Annotated in this window: 17 protein-coding genes; 11 read left to right on the forward strand and 6 right to left on the reverse strand. The window is 68.0% G+C overall.

Annotated elements, in window-relative coordinates; genetic code table 11:
* Positions 1-112: 112 nt before the first annotated feature.
* The 7 genes from flhB (at position 113) to DEH84_RS04920 (ending at position 9,686) form a co-directional block, all read left to right on the forward strand.
* A complete protein-coding gene (gene flhB / locus DEH84_RS04890) occupies positions 113-1,288 on the forward strand; it encodes a flagellar biosynthesis protein FlhB (protein ID WP_109035281.1) in 1,176 nt (391 codons plus the stop codon).
* A complete protein-coding gene (gene flhA, locus DEH84_RS04895) occupies positions 1,285-3,387 on the forward strand; it encodes a flagellar biosynthesis protein FlhA (protein ID WP_109035283.1) in 2,103 nt (700 codons plus the stop codon). The genes flhB and flhA overlap by 4 nt, the downstream gene beginning before the upstream one ends.
* Positions 3,384-5,096: a flagellar biosynthesis GTPase FlhF gene (flhF, locus tag DEH84_RS04900; RefSeq protein WP_109035285.1), complete on the forward strand. Its 1,713-nt coding sequence runs from the start codon at positions 3,384-3,386 to the stop codon at positions 5,094-5,096. Before flhA ends, flhF begins: the two co-directional genes overlap by 4 nt.
* 30 nt (positions 5,097-5,126) lie before the next feature.
* A complete protein-coding gene (locus DEH84_RS04905) occupies positions 5,127-5,969 on the forward strand; it encodes a MinD/ParA family ATP-binding protein (protein WP_109035287.1) in 843 nt (280 codons plus the stop codon).
* 15 nt (positions 5,970-5,984) lie between these two features.
* Entirely contained in the window at positions 5,985-6,698 is a 714-nt protein-coding gene (locus tag DEH84_RS04910) for an RNA polymerase sigma factor FliA (protein WP_109035289.1), read from the forward strand.
* A 45-nt stretch (positions 6,699-6,743) separates the two neighbouring features.
* The gene (locus tag DEH84_RS04915; RefSeq protein WP_109035291.1) at positions 6,744-8,114 is read left to right on the forward strand and encodes a methyl-accepting chemotaxis protein; all 1,371 of its coding nucleotides are present in this window, start codon (positions 6,744-6,746) and stop codon (positions 8,112-8,114) included.
* Positions 8,115-8,282: 168 nt separating this feature from the next.
* Positions 8,283-9,686, forward strand: a complete 1,404-nt coding sequence (locus tag DEH84_RS04920; protein WP_159098866.1) for a methyl-accepting chemotaxis protein — start codon at positions 8,283-8,285, stop codon at positions 9,684-9,686.
* Positions 9,687-9,755: 69 nt separating this feature from the next.
* On the opposite strand, the gene argF is transcribed toward DEH84_RS04920, so the two are convergent.
* Entirely contained in the window at positions 9,756-10,688 is a 933-nt protein-coding gene (gene argF, locus DEH84_RS04925; protein ID WP_109035295.1) for an ornithine carbamoyltransferase, read from the reverse strand.
* Between the two features lie 20 nt (positions 10,689-10,708).
* A complete protein-coding gene (locus DEH84_RS04930) occupies positions 10,709-11,908 on the reverse strand; it encodes an aspartate aminotransferase family protein (protein ID WP_109035297.1) in 1,200 nt (399 codons plus the stop codon).
* Between the two features lie 374 nt (positions 11,909-12,282).
* Here DEH84_RS04930 and DEH84_RS04935 point away from each other — a divergent pair, with 374 nt between their 5' ends.
* The gene (locus tag DEH84_RS04935; RefSeq protein ID WP_109035299.1) at positions 12,283-12,627 is read left to right on the forward strand and encodes a DUF3579 domain-containing protein; all 345 of its coding nucleotides are present in this window, start codon (positions 12,283-12,285) and stop codon (positions 12,625-12,627) included.
* 100 nt (positions 12,628-12,727) lie between these two features.
* Here the strand turns inward: DEH84_RS04935 and rpsT are convergent, their stop codons facing one another.
* Positions 12,728-13,021: a 30S ribosomal protein S20 gene (gene rpsT, locus DEH84_RS04940; RefSeq protein WP_109035301.1), complete on the reverse strand. Its 294-nt coding sequence runs from the start codon at positions 13,019-13,021 to the stop codon at positions 12,728-12,730.
* A 163-nt stretch (positions 13,022-13,184) separates the two neighbouring features.
* Here rpsT and murJ point away from each other — a divergent pair, with 163 nt between their 5' ends.
* Complete coding sequence (gene murJ / locus DEH84_RS04945; protein ID WP_109035303.1) at positions 13,185-14,747, forward strand: murein biosynthesis integral membrane protein MurJ; 1,563 nt, start codon at positions 13,185-13,187, stop codon at positions 14,745-14,747.
* A gap of 25 nt (positions 14,748-14,772) precedes the next feature.
* Here the strand turns inward: murJ and radA are convergent, their stop codons facing one another.
* The 3 genes from radA to alr are packed head-to-tail and all read right to left on the reverse strand — an operon-like array spanning position 14,773 to position 17,892.
* On the reverse strand, positions 14,773-16,146 hold the full coding sequence (radA, locus tag DEH84_RS04950; protein ID WP_109035305.1) for a DNA repair protein RadA: 1,374 nt from the start codon (positions 16,144-16,146) through the stop codon (positions 14,773-14,775).
* A gap of 42 nt (positions 16,147-16,188) precedes the next feature.
* The gene (locus DEH84_RS04955; protein ID WP_109035307.1) at positions 16,189-16,716 is read right to left on the reverse strand and encodes an acyl-CoA thioesterase; all 528 of its coding nucleotides are present in this window, start codon (positions 16,714-16,716) and stop codon (positions 16,189-16,191) included.
* A 54-nt stretch (positions 16,717-16,770) separates the two neighbouring features.
* Positions 16,771-17,892, reverse strand: a complete 1,122-nt coding sequence (gene alr, locus DEH84_RS04960; RefSeq protein WP_109035309.1) for an alanine racemase — start codon at positions 17,890-17,892, stop codon at positions 16,771-16,773.
* 195 nt (positions 17,893-18,087) lie between these two features.
* Between alr and lplT the strand changes: the two genes are divergently transcribed.
* Both lplT and DEH84_RS04970 read left to right on the forward strand, forming a co-directional pair.
* A complete protein-coding gene (gene lplT, locus DEH84_RS04965; protein WP_109035311.1) occupies positions 18,088-19,371 on the forward strand; it encodes a lysophospholipid transporter LplT in 1,284 nt (427 codons plus the stop codon).
* A gap of 132 nt (positions 19,372-19,503) precedes the next feature.
* Entirely contained in the window at positions 19,504-19,920 is a 417-nt protein-coding gene (locus DEH84_RS04970) for a hypothetical protein (RefSeq protein ID WP_159098867.1), read from the forward strand.
* Positions 19,921-19,954 lie beyond the last annotated feature (34 nt).

Below are 19,954 nucleotides of genomic sequence, written 5' to 3' on the forward strand. Positions count from 1 at the left end.
CCGAACCACGGCTTGAGGCGCGGATCAGCCGGGTTCCAGGGGCCTTTATCCGGCTAAAGATTGGGCGGCGCTGGCCAAGAATCGGCTTCATCCCGCCGTACCACGTCCATCCATGTCCGACAGCGCACAAGACAAGCAGTTACCCGCCTCGGAGCGGAAGCTGCGCGAGGCCCGCAAAGAGGGTCAGGTCGTCCGCTCCAAGGACCTGGGCCACTTTCTGGTCCTGCTCGCTGCCACCGGGGCGCTGGTTGCCCTCACGCCGATCTGGATGGCGCGCATCGAGCGCATCCTGACCGCCGGCCTGCGCTTCGATGCGCGCACGGTGGCCAACCCCGCGATGATGGGTGAACGCCTGGTGGAGTGGAGCGTCGAGGCGCTGCTCATCGTCGTGCCCTTTGCGCTGGGCGTGGTGCTGGCTTCGGTGGCCGCCAGCGTGCTGGCCGGTGGCTGGGTGATGTCCTTCCAGGTGCTGAGCCCCAAGTTCAGCAAGCTCAATCCCATCAGCGGCATCGCCAACCTGTTTTCCAAGCAGCACCTGATCGACGCGCTCAAGGCCTCGGCCATGGGCCTGATTCTGGGCGGCACCGGCCTGATGTTTCTCAGCAAGGTCTGGCCGTCGATGGTCAACCTGCTGGCCCAGCCGCTGCCCGCCGCCATGGCCACACTGGGCGACACGCTGGCCAGCGTGCTGCTGTCGATGCTGCTGGTGATCGCCCTGTTTGCGCTGATCGACTGGCCCCTGCAGAAGTTCCTCTTCGCCGAGCGGATGAAGATGAGCCACCAGGACATGAAGGACGAGTTCAAGCAGCAGGAAGGCAACATGGAGGTCAAGGGCCGCATCAAGCAAAAGATGCGCGAGATGGCCCGCCGTCGGATGCTGGCTGCCGTGCCGGAAGCGAACCTGGTCGTGATGAACCCGACCCACTACGCCGTGGCACTGAAATACGACGAGAACGCGATGGGCGCCCCCCGTGTGGTGGCCAAGGGCGTGGACCTGCTGGCGCTGAAGATCCGCGACGTGGCGGTGGAGCACAAAGTGCCCGTGCTGGAGGCGCCGCCGCTGGCGCGCGCCCTGTACGCCACCACCGAGCTCGACCACGAGGTGCCGGTGGGCCTGTACACCGCGGTGGCCCAGGTGATGGCCTACGTGTTCCGCCTGAAGGCCGCGCTCAGCGGCGAGGCGCCGATGCCGGGCAACCTGCCCGACCTTGATGTGCCGCCCGAACTCGATCCCCATGATCCAAGAGCCACCGTGAAGAAGATGGCTGAAAGCGAAGGTGACGCATGAACCCCGCGCTGATGAGGTTGCAGGCCCTGCTGGGCAATGGCAAGCAGTTCCAGGCCATGGCCGCCCCGGTGGTGGTCGTGCTGGTGCTGGCGCTGATGGTCCTGCCGCTGCCGCCCTTCCTGCTCGACCTGTTCTTCACCTTCAACATCGCCACCGCGCTGATGGTCATGATGGTGGCGTCAACCATGCTGCGTCCGCTGGACTTCGCGGCCTTCCCGTCGGTGCTGCTGCTGACCACGCTGCTGCGCCTGTCGCTGAACGTCGCCTCGACCCGCATCGTGCTGATGGACGGCCACAACGGCGCGGGCGCGGCCGGCAAGGTGATCGAGGCCTTCGGTCACTTCCTGATCGGCGGCAACTTCGCCGTGGGCCTGATCGTGTTCGCGGTGCTGGTGGTGATCAACTTCGTGGTGATCACCAAGGGCGCCGAGCGGATCGCCGAGGTGAGTGCCCGCTTCACGCTGGACGCCATGCCCGGCAAGCAGATGGCCATCGACGCCGACCTGAGCGCCGGCCTGATCGACGAGAAGGAAGCCCGTCGTCGCCGCACCGAGGTGGGTGAAGAGGCCGAATTCCACGGCTCCATGGACGGTGCCTCGAAGTTCGTGCGCGGCGACGCGATCGCCGGCATCCTGATCCTGTTCATCAACATCATCGGCGGCTTCGTCATCGGTGTGGCCCAGCACGGCCTGTCGCCGGGCCAGGCGGCCGAAAGTTATGTGCTGCTGGCCGTCGGTGACGCGCTGGTCGCGCAGATCCCCGGTCTGCTGATCTCGGTCGCGTCGGCCATGGTGGTCTCGCGCGTGGGCAAGGAGCAGGACGTCGGCACGCAGATCAGCAGCCAGATGTTCGCCAACCCCAAGGTCATCGGCGTGGCCGGGGGCGTGATCGGCCTGCTGGGCGTCATCCCGGGCATGCCGGCCCTGGTCTTCCTGCCGGTGGCCACCGGCATGGGCTACGCGGCCTGGAAGCTGCACAAGAAGCAGGAGGAGGCCCGTCTGGCGCCGCCCGCACCGGAAAAGCCCGCCAACGCCCCCGCCGCCAACGGCGAGGCCTCCTGGGAAGACCTGCAGCCGGTCGACACCCTGGGCCTCGAGGTGGGCTACCGCCTGATCCAGCTGGTCGACAAGGAGCGCGGCGGCGACCTGCTGACCCGCATCAAGGGCGTGCGTCGCAAGTTCGCGCAGGAAGTGGGCTTCCTGCCGCCCTCGGTGCACATCAAGGACAACCTCGAGCTCAAGCCCAGCTTCTACCGGATCACGCTGCGCGGTGCCGTGGTGGGCGAAGGCGAGGTTTTCCCCAACATGCTGATGGCGATCAACCCCGGCCACGTCGTCAATCCGATTGCCGGCACGGCCGCGGTCGACCCGGCCTTCGGCCTGCCGGCGGTGTGGATCGAAGAACGGCAACGGGATGCCGCGCAAATGGCGGGGTACACCGTCGTTGATCCGTCGACCGTGGTGGCCACCCATCTTTCACACTTGATGCAACTCCATGCAGCCAAGTTGCTGGGCCGGGTCGAGACCCAGCAGCTGGTGGAACATGTGACGAAGCTGGCTCCCAAACTGATGGAAGACGTGGTCCCCAAGATGATCGGCATCGCAACCCTGCAAAAAATCCTCCAGCTGCTGCTGGAAGAGGGCGTGCACATCCGCGACATGCGCTCCATCATCGAGACCCTGGCCGAGCACGCTTCGGGCAATCCTGCCATCGTCAACGACCCGGGCGAACTCGCCCGCCGTATCCGCATCGGGCTGGCTCCGGCCATCGTGCAGCAGATCTACGGCCCCGTGAAGGAACTGGATGTGATCGCCATCGAACCGGATCTGGAGCGCCTGCTGACCCAGGCCCTGACCTCGCCCAACGGCCCCATGCTGGACCCGGGCGTGGCCGACCACCTGACCCGCCAGGCCGCCGAGGCCACCCAACGCCAGGAAAACATGGGCCAGCCGGCCTGCCTGCTGGTGCCCGACGCCATCCGCCCGACGGTGGCCCGCCTGCTCAAACGTGCTGCGCCCCGCCTGAAGGTGCTGGGCCACAGCGAGATTCCTGAGACCCACTCCATCCGCATTGGTACCCTGATTGGAGGCCACGCATGAACGTCAAACGCTTTACTGGACGGAACAGCCGAGAGGCCATGCAAAAGGTCAAGGCTGCTTTCGGTGACGAAGCCGTCGTCCTGTCGACCAAACCGGCTGCCGAAGGCGGCATCGAGATCCTGGCCATGGCCGCCGACAGCGTGCCCTCGGTGGAGTCCTACCCCGTCGAGCCGGAAGTGCCGGCTGCGCCCGCGCCCCGGAAGGCGCCTGCGACCCAGCAGGCCCGCCAGGCTGTGGCCAACCTGGCTTCGACCGTGCAGGATGACGTCAAGCAGCTGGCCATGAGCACGCTGTCCTTCCAGGACTATGTGCGTGAGCGCATGCTCAAGCGCCGCCAGGCCGCCATGCAGCGCACCGAGCCGGAAATGGCCGCGACGCCCGAAGAGCACCTGACGCGCCGCTTTGCCGAGCCCAAGCCCGCCCCGGCCGCCGCACCGGCGCCCACGGCCGTGGACCTGGGTGCCGACACCCGCGAACTGGCCGCGGCCTTTGCCCGCCGCCTGGAAGCCGAAGCCGAGTTGAACGACTGGCAGCGCCCCGAGCCGGCGCCGGCCCCCCGCCAGGCCGCCCCGCGCCCCGAGCCGGTGGCCCCCGCCCGTCAGAGCCGCCCGGCCCAGGTCGTGCCGCTGCGCAGCGATGCCGCCGAGCTGACCATGGACGCCGTGACCGCCAAGCGCCCGGCTGCTCGCCCGGTGCCCGTGCAGACCGGCCCGGACGAAGCCACGATGAAGGCCCTGAAGGCCGCCCACGAAGCCAACGCCTCGATGCTGGGCGAGCTGCGTGCCATGCGCGCCATGATGCAGGAGCGCTTCGAGACCATCGCCTTCATCGAGAAGCTGGGCCGCACCCCGGCCCAGGCCCAACTGGCGCAGAAGCTGCTGGACGGCGGTTTCTCGACCGTGCTGATCCGCAAGATGCTGGACGCCATGCCCGCCGAAGTGGCCAGCGGCCAGGCCGATGAACTGAGCTGGGCCACCCAGGTGCTGCAGCGCAACCTGCACACCGCCGACGCCGAGCCGGCCATCGAAGACCGCGGCGGCGTGTTTGCCCTCGTCGGCGCCACCGGCGTCGGCAAGACCACCTCCACCGCCAAGCTGGCCGCCATGTTCGCCGCCAAGCACGGCGCCTCCAACCTGGGCCTCATCACGCTGGACGCCTACCGGGTCGGTGCCCACGAGCAGCTGCGCGCCTATGGCCGCATCCTGGGCGTGCCCGTGCACATGGCCCACGATCGCGCGGCGCTCGAAGACCTGCTCGACCTGCTGTCCAGCAAGAAGCTGATCCTGATCGACACCGCCGGCATGGCCCAGCGCGACAGCCGCGCCAAGGAACTGCTCGACATGCTGTCGCACCCCAGCATCAAGAAGCTGCTGGTGATCAACGCCGCCACGCAGGGCGACGCCATCGAGGACACGCTGGTGGCCTACCAGGCCTCGGCCTGTGCCGGCATCGTGCTGTCGAAGCTGGATGAGGCCGTGAAGCTCGGTCCGGCCCTGGATGCGTTAATCCGTCACAAACTGCGGGTGCTGGGCGTGGCCAACGGCCAGCGCGTGCCTGAAGATTGGCATCGTCTGTCGTCGCAGGCGCTGGTGCACCGGGCACTGCGCGCAAGCCTGAACCCGGCCTACCGCCTGGATCCGGCCGAAGTGAGCCTGGTGTTCTCGACCTCGCCGGCAGCCGAGCCCGTGGCCACCCAGCGTTCCGTTTGATTCCCTGTTCCCCCGATTCTGCGACCCCCCATGATGCGCAACGCACGCCAACCGGAACGCAAGCCTGACCAGGGGCGACTGCATCACGTCGACCAGGCCCAGGGCCTGCGCCGGATGTTTGCATCGCGCGTGGTGCGCCTCGTGCCGGTGGTGGCCAACCCCACCGCGGGCTGCGGTGGCAAGGTGCTGGAGCGGCTGTGCAGCGCCTACACCGGCTTCGGTCTGCACACGCTGGTGGTCGATGCCAGCCCGCAGGCCCGAGAGCCCGGCGAACTGGTGGCCTTCGACCTGGCCGAGGGCATCGAGCGCCTGTCTGATCTCGTGAGCTACATGCCCGCACGCGGCCTGCCGCTGCGCCATGTCGATGCCAAGGGCTCATGCGCCACCCTGCTCGACGCCCTGGCGGAAGCCGCGCCGCAGGCCGACGTCATCCTTGTGCACGCCACGGCCAGCGAAACCGTGCGCCTGTTTGCCGAGCGGGCCCGCGGCCAGCACGTCGTGCCCCTCGTCTACAGCCGTGATCGGGCCGAGAGCCTGCGCGATGCCTACGCCGCCGTGAAGCTGCTGGGGCAGCGCGGCGGGTGGCCCACCTACGATCTGCTGGTGTGCGCCCCCGAGTCATCGCCGCTGGCCGACGAGATCGCGCACCGCCTGTCGCAGTGCGCCGATGCCTTCCTCGGCATGGCGCAGCGCAGCACGGTGCGCCTGGATGCCAATGAACCGGCCGAAGTCGAGCCCACCGGCCGTCTTCAGGAACTGGCGGCCACCCTGCTGCGCGGTGCCCTTCAGCACGCGCTCAGCGACGCCGCATTCGACCACCTGATGTCCCCCGGGGCTGCGCTGCCAACGTGCGCCACCCCCGCGATCAACTGAAAACACGGAGCCCGCATGTACACCGCCAAAGGACGACTCGACCTCGACTCGATGCTCCGTCAGTACAGCCCGCTCGTGCGTCGTCTGGCGCATCAGATGATTGCCAAGCTGCCCGCCAACGTCGAGATCGACGACCTGATCCAGGTGGGCATGATCGGCCTGACCGATGCCCTCAACCGCTTCGATGCCGGGCAGGGCGTGCAGTTCGAGACCTTTGCCACCCAGCGTATCCGCGGTGCCATGCTCGACGAGTTGCGCGGCGCCGACTGGCTCAGCCGAGGCACCCGCAAGCAGCAACGCGACATCGAGTCCGCCGTCCACCGGCTGGAGCAGCGCCTGGGCCGCGCGCCGCAGGAAAGCGAGATCGCCAAGGAAATGGGCATGGACCTGGGCGACTACCAGGAGATGCTCGGCAAGGTCCGCGGCACGCAGCTCATCTACCTCGAGGACATGAGCGGCGAGGACGGCGACAACGACTACCTGGACCGCCACGTGGCCGACGAGGGCAATGACCCGCTGAGTCTGCTGCAGGATCACCGGATGCGCCACGCCCTGGTCGAGGCCATCAAGCTCCTGCCCGAGCGCGAGCAGTACGTCATGAGCATGTACTACGAGCAGGACATGAACCTGAAGGAAATCGCCGCGGTGCTGGGCGTGACCGAATCACGGGTTTGCCAACTGCACAGTCAGTCGATCGCGCGGTTGAGGGTCAAATTGCGCGAGTGGTAAGGCGTCTTTTATCCCCTCCCGCCTGCCCTCTTTCCAAGGTGCCCCATGCTGATGTCCTTCCGTCGCAAGCCCGTTGCCTCCGTCGAGCCTGCGTCTGTCGAGCCGACTCAAGGGCCTGGCAGTGAGGTTCATGCTCTTGCCCAGACGCTGCAGCAAGACACCAGCGGCCTCGGTCGCGAAGCCGCCGAGTTGCGCGGCACACTCGAAGACACGGCCGCTGTTGCGCGCCGTCAGTCCGAAACCCTGACACACCTGCTGCGGCAGTTGCAGGACATCGTCCGCTCGCAGGACCAGATCAGCGTCGAGACGCACGGCAGCCAGGGCGCGATGCAGCAGGCACGCGAGAGCGTGGCCCACGTCGGTCGCGAGGTGGCCGGTGTGGTCGACACCCTGCATCAGGTTTCCGATGCGGCCCGGCAGATCACCCAGGTGGCCCTGCAGACCCGACTGGTGGCCTTCAATGCCTCCGTCGAGGCCAAGCGCGCGGGCGAGGCCGGGGCCGGCTTCTCGGTCGTGGCCGATGCCGTCAAGGACCTCTCCACGCAGGTCGAATCCATCTCGAAGGCCATCATGAGCACGGTGTCGCAACTGGATCAGCGCATCCAGTCGCTGGCCAGCGACCTGAGTGACTCGGCCGCAGCCGATGCCCGCACCAGCGATGGCCGCGTGCGCTTCCACCACGCGCTGCAGGCCGTGGAGCAGGGCGTGCAACGCATCAACGGTGCGGCTGACGCCAGCCGCAGCCTCTCGAGCGGCATCACCGAGCAGGTGGGCGTGATGGAAGGCGAGGTCCGCCAGACGCGCGACGTGCTCGACGTGGCCGTGCGCCGCAGCGAGAGCGTGCTCGGCGTGTCCGAGCGGCTGATGGACCACCTTGCCTCGTGCGGCGTGCGCACGGCCGACTCCCCCTACATCGACCTGGCCCAGCAGACCGCCGCCCGCATCAGCCAGGCGCTCGAAGCGGCCGTGGCCGCCGGGCGGGTGACCCTGGCCGACCTGTTCGACGAGGCTTACAAGCCGGTCGCCGGCAGCGCCCCGGCTCAGCACCTCACGCGCTTCAACCGCCTGACCGACGAGCTCTTCCCCGAGGTGCAGGAGCCCGTGCTGAACACGCTGCCCGGCGTGGTGTTCTGCATTGCGGCCGACCGCAACGGCTACATCTCGACCCACAACCGCGCCTACTGCCATCCGCAGCGCCCCGGGGATGTCGCCTGGAACACCGCGCACAGCCGGTGGCGTCGCGTCTTCAACGACCGCACCGGTCTGGCTTCGGCGCGCAACCAGCGCCCCTTCCTGCTGCAGACCTACCGCCGGGACATGGGCGGTGGTCAGTTCGTGCTGCTGAAAGAGGCGGCCGCACCCATCGTGGTGCAAGGGCGACACTGGGGTGGCCTGCGCCTCGCCTACCGGTTCTGATCACTGCTCCGGACTGGAGCGTGACACGTCGGATGAGCTTGGGCAACGTCTCAAAATGTTGCATATTCACTCAAGTTGGTGCGGGTTTGTCCGAAATACATGAGGCCGTCGTCCCTTTCGGAAGAGGGCCTCATCATGTCTACACGCTTGCCCGCTTCTGTCTCCTCGTTGCCTGCATCCCCTTGGTATCGCGGCTCTGACGCCGTCGTGCTGGTAGCCATCGGCGTCACCTGGCTCGGGGCGCTCGCCTACACCGTGTCCTACGGGGGGCTGGCGCTGACCTTCACGGTCGGCCTGCTCATCCTGCTTGCCGGCCTGGGGGTGTCCCGCGCCTCCAATGGCCAGGCGCTCAGCCAGTGCGTGCTGCCGGTGCTCGGCATGGCCATGGTGGCGCTGCTCATCCACACATCCCGGGGCCACAACGAGGCCCACTTCGCCGTGTTCGCGTTCATGGCCGTGCTGGTGGTGTACCGGCGGTCGATGCCCGTGGTCCTCGGGGCCGGTGCCATCGCCGTCCATCACCTGAGCTTCAACCAGTTCCAGGCCTGGGGCTGGGGGCCGATCTGCTTCACCGAGCCCAGCTTCATGCGCGTGGTCGAGCACGCGCTGTACGTGGTGGCCGAATCGGCCATCCTGCTGTTCCTGGCTGCGCGGGCGCGGGCCGATTTCCGCGTGGCCGAGCAGCTGATGAACGTGGCCGAGCGCATCCAGGGTGAAGATGGAACCGTCGACCTCTCGGTGGCCCACGAAACACCCGCCAGCCCGGTCACGGCCAAGATGTTCGCCGCATTGCGTCACATCGAAGACGCCGTGAGCGAGGTGCGTGTCGCGGCCCAGGCCATTCAGCAGGCCACGGGCGAGATCGCGGCCGGCAACCAGGCCCTGAGCGCACGCACCGAACAGGCCGCGGCCAGCATCGCCGAGACGGCCTCCTCCGTCGAGCAGATTGCGGCCACCATCAAGCAGACCACCGACCATGCCCACGAGGCCAATACCCTGGCCGGCAGCGCCTCGCGCGTGGCGGGGCAGGGCGGCGATGCGGTGCACCAGGTGGTCGACACCATGACCGGCATCCAGCAGGCGAGCCGCAAGATCACCGACATCATCGGCGTCATCGATGGCATCGCCTTTCAGACCAACATCCTCGCGCTGAACGCGGCGGTGGAGGCCGCCCGCGCGGGTGAGCAGGGGCGCGGCTTTGCGGTCGTGGCCGGTGAGGTGCGCACCCTGGCGCAGCGCAGCGCCGAGGCCGCCCGCGAGATCAAGCAGCTCATCACCAGCAGCGTCGAACAGGTGGACACGGGCACGGCCCTGGTCGGCAACACCGGCACCATCATCGGTGACGTGGTCGAGCAGGTGCGCCGCGTGACCGTGCTGGTCGGCGAGATCACGGCATCCAGCTCCGAGCAGAACAGCGGCATCGGTCTGCTCAACAGCTCCATCAACCGGCTCGATGAGGCCACGCAGCACAACGCCGCGCTGGTGGAGGAAACGGCCGCCGCCGCAGCCAGCCTGCGTCAACAGGCCGATGCCCTGGTGGCCTCGGTCTCCGTGTTCCGCACCGTGCGTTGAGTTTCAGCGCCGCATGTGAAAAGGCCAGCATCAAGCGGGCCTTCTACATGGTGCAGCGCGGTCAGGCGCTCAGCCGATGCGCCCCAGCAGCAGGTACTCCATCAGCGCCTTCTGCACGTGCATGCGGTTTTCGGCCTCGTCCCACACGACCGACTGCGGGCCGTCGATCACGTCGGCCTCGACCTCTTCGCCGCGGTGGGCCGGCAGGCAGTGCATGAACAGCGCGTCGGGCTTGGCCACGGCCATCATCTCGGCATCGACACACCAGTCGGCAAACGCCTTCTTGCGCGCCTCGTTCTCGGCCTCGTAGCCCATCGAGGTCCACACGTCGGTGGTCACCAGGTCGGCGCCACGGCAGGCGTCCATCGGGTCCTTGAAGACCTTGTAGCAGTCCGGATTCGAGACACCCGCCACGGCCGGATCCACCTCGTAGCCATTGGGTGTGCTCACGTGCACCGTGAAGCCCAGCAGCTCGGCTGCCTGCAGCCAGGTGTTGGCCATGTTGTTGCCGTCGCCCACCCAGGCCACCACCTTGCCCTGGATCGAGCCGCGGTGCTCGATGTAGGTGAAGATGTCGGCCAGAATCTGGCAGGGGTGGTATTCGTTGGTCAGCCCGTTGATGACCGGCACGCGCGAGTTGGCCGCGAACTTCGTCAGCTTGGCCTGCTCGTAGGTGCGGATCATCACCAGGTCGACCATGCGCGAGATCACCTTGGCGCTGTCCTCAATGGGCTCGCTGCGGCCCAGCTGGCTGTCGCCCGTGGTCAGGTGCACCACCGAGCCACCCATCTGGTACATGCCGGCCTCGAAGCTCACGCGCGTGCGCGTGCTGGCCTTCTCGAAGATCATCGCCAGCGTGCGGTCGGCCAGCGGCTGGTACTTCTCGTAGTTCTTGAAGCGCTTCTTGATGATGGCAGCGCGCTCGAACAGGTAGGCGTACTCGGGGGCCCGCAGATCCTTGAACTGCAGGTAATGCTTGATGAGGCTGTGTCCAGGCTTCATGGTGGGGACGCGGGGCGTGTTCACGCTTGGGTTTCCGACAGGAAGGTGCGGACGATGGGGGCCAGGATGGCCACGCACTCGTCGGCCTCGGCGGTGGTGAAGATCAGCGGCGGCAGCAGGCGCACCACGGTGTCGGCCGTCACGCTCAGCAGCAGGCCGGCTTCCAGCGCGCGGCTCAGGATGACGCCGCAGGGGCGGTCCAGTTCGATCCCGATCATCAGGCCCTGGCCACGAATGTCCTTCACACCGGGCAGGTCGCCCAGCTCGCGCTTCAGGGCGGTCATCAGGTGGGCACCGACGGCGGCAGCGTTGGCCATCAGGCCGTCGGCTTCCATCGTCTTGAGCGTTTCGACCCCGGCGCGCATGGCCAGCGGATTGCCGCCGAAGGTGGTGCCATGGTTGCCCGGCTTGAGCACGTTGGCCGCCTTCGGGCCGCACACCACCGCGCCGATCGGCACACCCGAGCCCAGGCCCTTGGCCAGCGGCATCACGTCAGGCTGGATGCCGGACCACTGATGCGCAAACCACTTGCCGGTGCGACCGATGCCGCACTGCACTTCGTCCAGCATCAGCAGCCAGCCCTGCTTGTCGCACAGGGCGCGCACGGCCTGCAGGTATTCGGCACGCGCGGGGTTGATGCCGCCTTCGCCCTGGATCACCTCCAGGAACACCGCCGTCACGTTCGGGCGCGTGCGGGCCACTTCTTCCAGCGCGGCGATGTCATTGAGCGGCACGCGCACAAAACCTTCGACCAGCGGCTCGAAGCCGGCGTGCACCTTGGGGTTGCCCGTGGCCGACAGCGTGGCGATCGAGCGGCCGTGGAAGGCCTTCTCGTACACCACCACCTCGGCGCGGTCGATGCCCTTGTCGTGGCCGTACTTGCGCGCGATCTTCAGGGCGGCCTCGTTGGCCTCCAGGCCCGAATTGCAGAAGAACACGTTGGTCAGGCCCGAGCGCTCGACCAGCATGCTGGCCAGCTCTTCCTGCAGCGGCACCTGGTAGTAGTTGCAGCAGTGGATCATCTTCTCGACCTGATCCTGCAACGCGGCCACCAGGCGCGGATGCTTGTGGCCCAGCGTGTTCACGGCGATGCCCGAGAGCGCGTCCAGATAGCGTCGGCCCTCGGTGTCCCAGACGCGGGCGCCTTCGCCGTGCGACAGGGCAACCGGCAGCCGGCCATAGGTGGGCATCACGTGGGGCATCGACACAGGGGCGTTCATGGATGGGTCTCGGAGCGGGGTCAAAAGAAAAATGGCGCAGCAGGCACTGCGCCATCGCACCATTCTAAGGAAAAGCCCGCGGTCACCCAAGCTGGTTGCGCAGTGATCCTGTCAGCAGCCTGTCACGGCCCGGCATGCTGTGCAGCTTCTGGTTTACCGGGTTGCGCCAAAGGGGCAGGTGGGCGACAATGTCGCTTGTTGAGTCTTATACAAGACTTGATTCAGCCGGGGCCGGAGGGTGATCCTTCCAGCGTCCGGTCAAGGCTACGCCAAGGGACACCTTCCGAGTCGGGCCTTGTTTCCTGTGGAGGCCAGACACGATCTGCCGCCACGCCTGTCAATCTACCCATTGCACAGCCCTCGGAAGCGCCACCGTGTCGTCGCCCTCGAAGCCCACAGCCACCCAGAAACCGCGTGAAATCTTCATTCAGGGCGTGACCAGCGACGGGCGGACCTTCCGGCCAAGCGACTGGGCCGAGCGACTGGCCGGTGCCATGTCATGCTTCCGGCCCGGCGCGCGCAACATGGGCCCCGGTGCCCACATCGGCTACTCCCCCTACTGCGTGCCCACCTCGATGGGCAAGGTCAAGTGCGTCGTCGTCAACGAGGCCTTGCGCGAGCTGGAGCCCATGGCCTGGGACTTCGTCATGAACTTCGCCCGCGACAACGACCTGCAGGTGGTCGAGGCCTGTCTGCTGCCTGATGCACCGCGCGCCTGAGGTGCGGTCACCGGAGAGGGCGAAGCGCGCTCATCCTCGCCTCACACACGGACGCAAAAAAGCCCGCACGCAGCGGGCTTTTTCGTCGGGTCGGTGAGACTCAGGCAGCCAGGGCCTTGATCTTGGCCGACAGGCGGCTCTTGTGGCGAGCGGCCTTGTTCTTGTGGAAGATGCCCTTGTCGGCGATCGAGTCGATCACGCTCTGAGCGATCTTGAAGGCGTCGGAGGCCTTGGCCTTGTCGCCGGCCTGAACGGCCTTCAGCACGCCCTTGATGGCGGTGCGGAACTTCGAACGCAGGGCCGAGTTGGCGGCGTTCAGCTTGACGTCCTGACGGACGCGCTTGCGGCCCGAGGCGATGCGGACGGTCTTCTTGGCTTTGGATGCAGATGCCATGATCTTGTGGCCCTGTAGATGCTCGGATCAACAGGCACAGCCTGCACCGATTCGCACCCCACGAAGGCGAGTTGGTTGGAAAGCCGACGAGTATAACGCGAGCTGACACCCTCGGACAAGGGGGCGAGGCCGGGCGGGGGAGGGCGCTTCCTATAATCGGTCGATGAGCCTGCTGAAGTCCGCCTCCATTGTCTCGGTGATGACGCTCGCGTCGCGCATCACCGGCCTGATCCGCGAACTGCTGATCGCCGCGGCCTTCGGGGCCAGCGCCACCACCGACGCCTTCAACGTCGCCTTCCGCATTCCCAACCTGCTGCGTCGGCTGTTTGCCGAAGGGGCGTTCTCGCAGGCCTTCGTGCCCATCCTGGCCGAGAGCCGCACGCGCCAGGGCGACGACGCCACCCGCGACCTCGTCAACGCGGTCGGCACGGTGCTGTTCGGCGCGTTGCTGGTGGTCTGCGTGGTGGGCTCGGTGGGCGCGCCGGTGCTGGTGTGGCTGATGGCCTCTGGTCTGAAGGACAGCGGCGGCTTCGACCAGGCGGTGGTGATGACGCGCTGGATGTTTCCCTACATCGGCTTCATGTCGCTGGTGGCCCTGAGCGCTGGCATCCTCAACACCTGGAGCCGCTTCGCCGTGCCGGCCGTCACGCCGGTGTTGCTCAACCTGAGCATGATCGGCGCAGCGGCCCTGCTGGCGCCGTTCTTTCGCACCCGGGGCATCGAGCCCGTGTACGCGCTGGCGGTGGGCGTGATGGTGGGCGGCCTGTTGCAGCTGGGCGTGCAGGTGCCCGCGCTGATGAAGATCGGCATGGCGCCCCGCATCGGCCTGACCTGGTCGCGCTTCAAGGCGGCCTGGCATCACCCCGGCGTGGGCCGCATCCTGCGGCAGATGGCGCCGGCCGTGCTGGGTGTCTCGGTGGCGCAGGTGTCGCTGCTGGTGAACACGCAGATCGCCTCGCACCTGGGCGCCGGGGCCGTGTCCTGGCTGACCTACGCCGACCGCCTGATGGAGTTTCCCACCGCCATGCTGGGCGTGGCGCTCGGCGTGGTGCTGCTGCCGCAACTGTCGCGCGCCCAGGCGAGCGGCGACACCGACAAGTTCTCGGGCCTGCTCGACTGGGGGCTGCGCCTCGTGATGCTGCTGGCGCTGCCCAGTGCGGTGGCGCTGCTGGTGTTCTCCAAGCCGTTGGTGGCCGTGCTGTACCACTATGGCCGCTTCAGCCCGACCGACGTCCAGCAGACCGTGCTGGCGCTGTCGTGCTACGGCGTCGGGCTGATGGGCCTGATCGGCGTGAAGGTGCTGGCGCCGGGCTTCTACGCCACGCAGGACATCCGCACGCCGGTGCGCATCGGCATCACGGTGCTGGTGATCACGCAGGGCTTCAACGCGGTGTTCGTGCCCTGGCTGGGCCATGCGGGCCTGGCGCTGTCCATCGGGCTGGGATCGTTGGTCAATGCAGGCTGGCTGCTGATCGGCCTGCGCAAGGCCGGGCGCTACCAGCCGGCGCCGGGCTGGGCGCTGTTCGCGGTGCGTGTCGCGGTGGCGACGGCCTTGCTGGGGGGCGGGCTGTGGCTGGCGTCCACCCATCTGGACTGGGTGGCGCTGCGCAGCCAGCCGCTGGTGCGCATCGGCGCGATGGCCGGCTGCCTGGTGGCCGCTGCCGTGGTCTATTTCGGGGCGCTGGCGGCATCGGGCCTGAACCTGCGGCAGGCCATCCGGCGCTGAGCCTTTCCGACCGCGCCGTCGGGGATCACATCAGCGAACGCACCAGCTCCATCGCCTCTTCCACGCGTTCCACCGCGTGGATGGTCAGCCCCTCGATGGGTTTCTTGGGCGCGTTGGCCTTGGGCACCACCGCGATCGAGAAGCCCAGCTTGGCGGCTTCCTTCAGCCGGTCCTGCCCGCGCGGGGCGGGGCGCACTTCGCCGGCCAGGCCCACTTCGCCAAAGGCGATGAAGCCTTTGGGCAGCGCCCGGGCGCGCAGGCTGCTCTGGATGGCCAGCAGCACGGCCAGGTCGGCCGCCGGCTCGCTGATGCGCACGCCGCCCACCGCGTTCACGAACACGTCCTGATCGAAGCAGGCCATGCCCGCGTGGCGGTGCAGCACCGCCAGCAGCATGGCCAGGCGGTCGCGCTCCAGGCCCACGCTCAGGCGGCGCGGGCTGGGGCCGCCGCTGTCGACCAGGGCCTGGATCTCGACCAGCATGGGCCGCGTGCCTTCCAGCGTCACCAGCACGCACGAGCCGGGCACCGGCTCGCTGTGGGTCGACAGGAAGATGGCGCTCGGGTTGGTCACCCCCTTCAGGCCCTTGTCCGTCATGGCGAACACGCCGATCTCGTTGACGGCACCGAAGCGGTTCTTGATCGCGCGGATCAGGCGGAAGCTGCTGTGCGTGTCGCCCTCGAAGTACAGCACCGTGTCGACGATGTGTTCGAGCACCCGCGGGCCGGCCAGCGCGCCTTCCTTGGTGACGTGGCCCACCAGCACCACGGTGCAGCCGCTGCCCTTGGCCACGCGCGTGAGGTGGGCAGCACATTCGCGCACCTGCGCCACCGAGCCCGGGGCGGAGGTCAGCTGGTCAGAAAACAGCGTCTGGATCGAGTCGATGACGCAGAAGGCGGGCTTTTCAGCCTCCAGCGTGGCGACGATGTTCTCCAGCTGGATCTCGGCCTGCACGCGCACTTTTGAGCCATCCAGGCCGAGGCGGCGGGCGCGCAGAGCCACCTGGGCGCCGCTTTCCTCGCCGGTCACATACAGCACCGGCATCTGGCGCGACAGGGCATCCAGCGCCTGCAGCAGCAAGGTCGATTTCCCGATGCCCGGGTCCCCGCCGATCAGCACCACGCCGCCGGCCACGATCCCACCGCCCAGCACCCGGTCCAGCTCTTCCAGCCCGGTGGGCGTGCGGGCCACGTCGGCGGCTTCGATGTCGGACAGCGTCGTCACGGGCTGGGCGGCATTGAGCCCGCGGGCCAGCGCCTGCATGCGGTTCTTGCCCGCCGCTGGCTCGGCGCGCGTCTCTTCCAGCGTGTTCCAGGCGCCGCAGTGCGGGCATTTGCCCAGCCACTTCGGGCTCGTGCCGCCGCATTCGGAGCAGGTGTAGATCGTCTTGTCTTTGGCCATGCCCCGGATTGTCGGCGATGGGCGCCTTGCGCTGGCCCGGCGTCAGTCGTGTGCGGGCGGGGCGTCGGGTGCCGGGGCGTCTGCGCCCCCCTTCTGGATGGCCTTGAAGCGGCGCTCCAGCTCCTGGCGCAACTGGCGGCGCAGCTTGGCGGCCTCGTAGCGGCGGCGTTCGTCGGCTGTGGTCGGTGTCAGCGGGGGCACGGCGGTCGGGCGGGCCTGGTCGTCCACGGCCACCATCGTGAAGAAGCAGCTGTTGGCGTGGCGCACGACCTGGGTGCGGATGTTCTCGGCGATCACCTTGACGCCGATCTCCATTGACGACGTGCCCGTGAAGTTGACCGAGGCCAGGAAGGTGACCAGCTCGCCCACATGGATCGGTTGCCGGAAGGTGACCTGGTCCACCGACAGCGTGACGACATAGCAGCCGGCATAGCGGCTCGCGCAGGCATAGGCCACCTGATCGAGCAGCTTGAGGATGGCGCCGCCGTGGACATTGCCGGAGAAGTTGGCCATGTCCGGCGTCATCAGCACGGTCATGCGGAGCTGGTGTTTCTGGTCGTCTGTCTGCATGGTGGGGAGGGGAGGGGTGGGGCGCCGTGCCCCGGAGGGCGTCGGCTGAGGAGGTCAGGGCTGATGCGGCTCGATCACGTTCACGGGAACGCGGGCTGCCAGCGCGCACATCAGTTCATACGAGATCGTGCCGCAGGCATGGGCCACTTCGTCGATGTCCAGCCGCGTGGCGTGCCCCTCGCAGTGCGGGCCCTGGCCCCACAGCGTCACCTCGCTGCCGATCTGCGCCTCGGGCACGGGGCCCAGGTCCACGATCAGCATGTCCATCGACACGCGCCCGACCAGGCGGGTGCGGCGCCCGCCGACGAGCACCGGCGTGCCATCGGGGGCGTGGCGCGGGTAGCCATCGGCGTAGCCGCAGGCCACCACGCCGATGCGCATGGCCTCGTTGGCGGTGAAGCGGCTGCCGTAGCCCACGGTTTCGCCCGCCTCCAGATGCTGTACGCCGATCAGCTGCGAGCGCAGCGTCATCGCGGGGCGCAGATCCCAGTGGGCCGCATCGTGTTCGGGGTAGTCGGGCACGCCGCCGTACAGCATCACGCCAGGGCGCACCCAGTCACCACGCACCGTGGGTTCGGTGGCATGGCGCAGCACCGCGGCGCTGTTGCACAGGCTGCGCTCGCCACTGAGGTCGGCGGTGTGCGCCTGAAAGACCTCGAGCTGGTGCGCAATGCCCCGCGGCGCATCCGCGTCGGAAAAGTGCGTGATCAGCGACACCTCGTCGACCTGCGGCAGCGCGCTGAGCCGGGCCCAGGCGTTGCGGAACGCGTGCGGCCGAAAGCCAAGCCGGTTCATGCCCGTGTTCATCTTGAGGAAAACGCGGTGCGGCCACTCCGTCTTGTGCTGCGCCAGCCAGTCGATCTGTTGCTCGCAGTGCACCACGTGCCACAGGCCCAGCCGGGAGCACATCTCCAGATCGCGGGCCTCGAACACGCCTTCCAGCAGCAGGATGGGGCCCCGCCAGTCCAGGTCGCGCAGGCGCCGCGCTTCGTCGATGTCCAGCAGGGCGAAGCCGTCGGTGGCGCGGAGGCCTTCGAAGACGCGCGTCAGGCCGTGGCCGTATCCGTTGGCCTTGACCACCGACCACACCTGCGCGTCGGGGGCACACGCTCGGGCGCGGCCAAGGTTGTGCTGCAGGGCGTCAAGATGGATCAGGGCTTCAATCGGGCGCGGCATGGGGCCATTCTGCCAGTGCCCGGCGGCAACCTCGGGTCAACCCGCATGGGTAGGCGGTTCAACCGCACACCACCGTCATCCCGGGCCCGGTGGTCGCATGCTATAACCGGCGGTTTGCTGGCAGTGCCGCCCGAGGGGCGGACTCGCGTGGCTGAATTCCCGTCTGACCTGAACCGTTGCACCTGACGCTCGCGCATGAAAAAAGGCTTTTTCACGATCATGGCGGCGCAGTTTTTCAGCTCGCTGGCCGACAACGCACTGTTCGTGGCCGCGGTCGAGCTGCTGAAGTCCGGTGGGGCGCCCGAATGGCAGCGTGCCGCCCTGGTGCCCATGTTCGCGCTGTTCTACGTCGTGCTCGCGCCGTTCGTGGGTGCGTTTGCCGACGCCTGGCCCAAGGGCAAGGTCATGTTCCTCTCCAACAGCATCAAGGTGGTCGGCTGCCTGATGATGCTGTTCGGCAGTCACCCGCTGATCGCCTATGCCGTCGTCGGCCTGGGTGCGGCCGCCTACTCGCCGGCCAAGTACGGCATCCTGACCGAGTTGCTGCCGCCGTCGCAGCTGGTGAAGGCCAACGGCTGGATCGAAGGCCTGACGATTGCCTCCATCATTCTGGGCGTCGTGCTGGGCGGGCAGCTGATGGGGCCGCTGATCGCGCCGCACCTGCTGGGGCTGGATTTCCCGATGCTCGACACCGGCGTCGGCACGCCGCCCGAGGCAGCCATCGCCACCCTGGTGCTGCTGTACGTGGTGGCCGCCGGGTTCAACCTCCGGATCCCGCGCACCAGCACGGCGCTGCAGCCCTTCGAGGGCAACCCGATCGAGCTGGTGCGTGATTTTGCCGACTGCAATCGCCGGCTGTGGCGCGACAAGCTGGGGCAGATTTCGCTGGCCACCACCACGTTGTTCTGGGGCGTGTCGGGCAACCTGCGCTATATCGTGCTGGCCTGGGCGGCTGTCGCGCTGGGCTACGACACCACCAAGGCCTCCTCACTGGTTGGTGTGGTGGCCATCGGCACGGCGGTGGGGGCCGTTGTCGCTTCCGTGAAGATGAAGCTCGACCGCGCCACGGCCGTCATCCCGCTGGGGGTGGCCATGGGCGTGCTCGTGCTCGGCATGAACTTCCTGCGCGACGTCGGCATCGCCGTCCCCTTCCTGATCATCCTGGGTGGCCTGGGTGGCTTCCTGGTGGTGCCGATGAACGCGCTGCTTCAACACCGTGGTCACAACCTGATGGGGGCAGGGCGCTCGATTGCCGTGCAGAACTTCAACGAGCAGGCTTGCATTCTGCTGCTGGGCCTGGGCTACAGCGCCCTGACCAACTCCGGGCTGTCGGCCTACGGTGCCATCACCGCCTTCGGGCTGGTGGTGGCCAGCGCCATGTTCCTGATCGGCCGCTGGCACCGGCGCAACACGGTGCACCACCGGGCCGAGGTCGACCACCTGCTCGCCATCGCGCGCAGCGACGCTCACCATCACTGAAGCGGCGTGGCCGCGCGCCACAAGTCTTTACATCTCCCTGTCATCCCGCGGCGGCTGCGTGTCGTTGTAGACACATGCGCCTGCAGCGGCCACCCGATCTTCGGGCGGCTGGCGGACGCCGAGGAGATGAACATGCTGAACACTCGCCCCTTTGCCCATCTGGCCCGCGCCCTGGGTGCCGCCGTGCTCGCGCTCGGTGCCGCGACCGCCGCCCATGCGGGAGGTGGCGTCTACTGGTCGGTCAATGTGGACACGCCGATGCACGGCGCCGGCCGGGTCGGCACCACGTTCTCGAACAGCCCATACGGGGTGGTGGGCGGCATGCCGCACGTCGTCATGCCGGCGCCGGTCGTCGTGCACCAGCCGCGTGTGGTGTACGCGCCGCCGCCGGCCGTGGTGTACGCCCCGCCCGCGTACTACGGGCATCCCGGTCACGGTCATGGCGCCCGCTGGTGGGGCCATCACCACCGCCACCACAACCATCACCACCATGGTGGCCACGGGGGCTGGCGGGGGCATGATGAGCGCCGCGGCCACCACGGGCACTGAGTTGCCGGGCCCGCGCCGCGCCCCGGGCTGACGG

Origin of the sequence: Aquabacterium olei, from assembly GCF_003100395.1 — a bacterium.
Lineage (GTDB): Bacteria > Pseudomonadota > Gammaproteobacteria > Burkholderiales > Burkholderiaceae_C > Aquabacterium > Aquabacterium olei.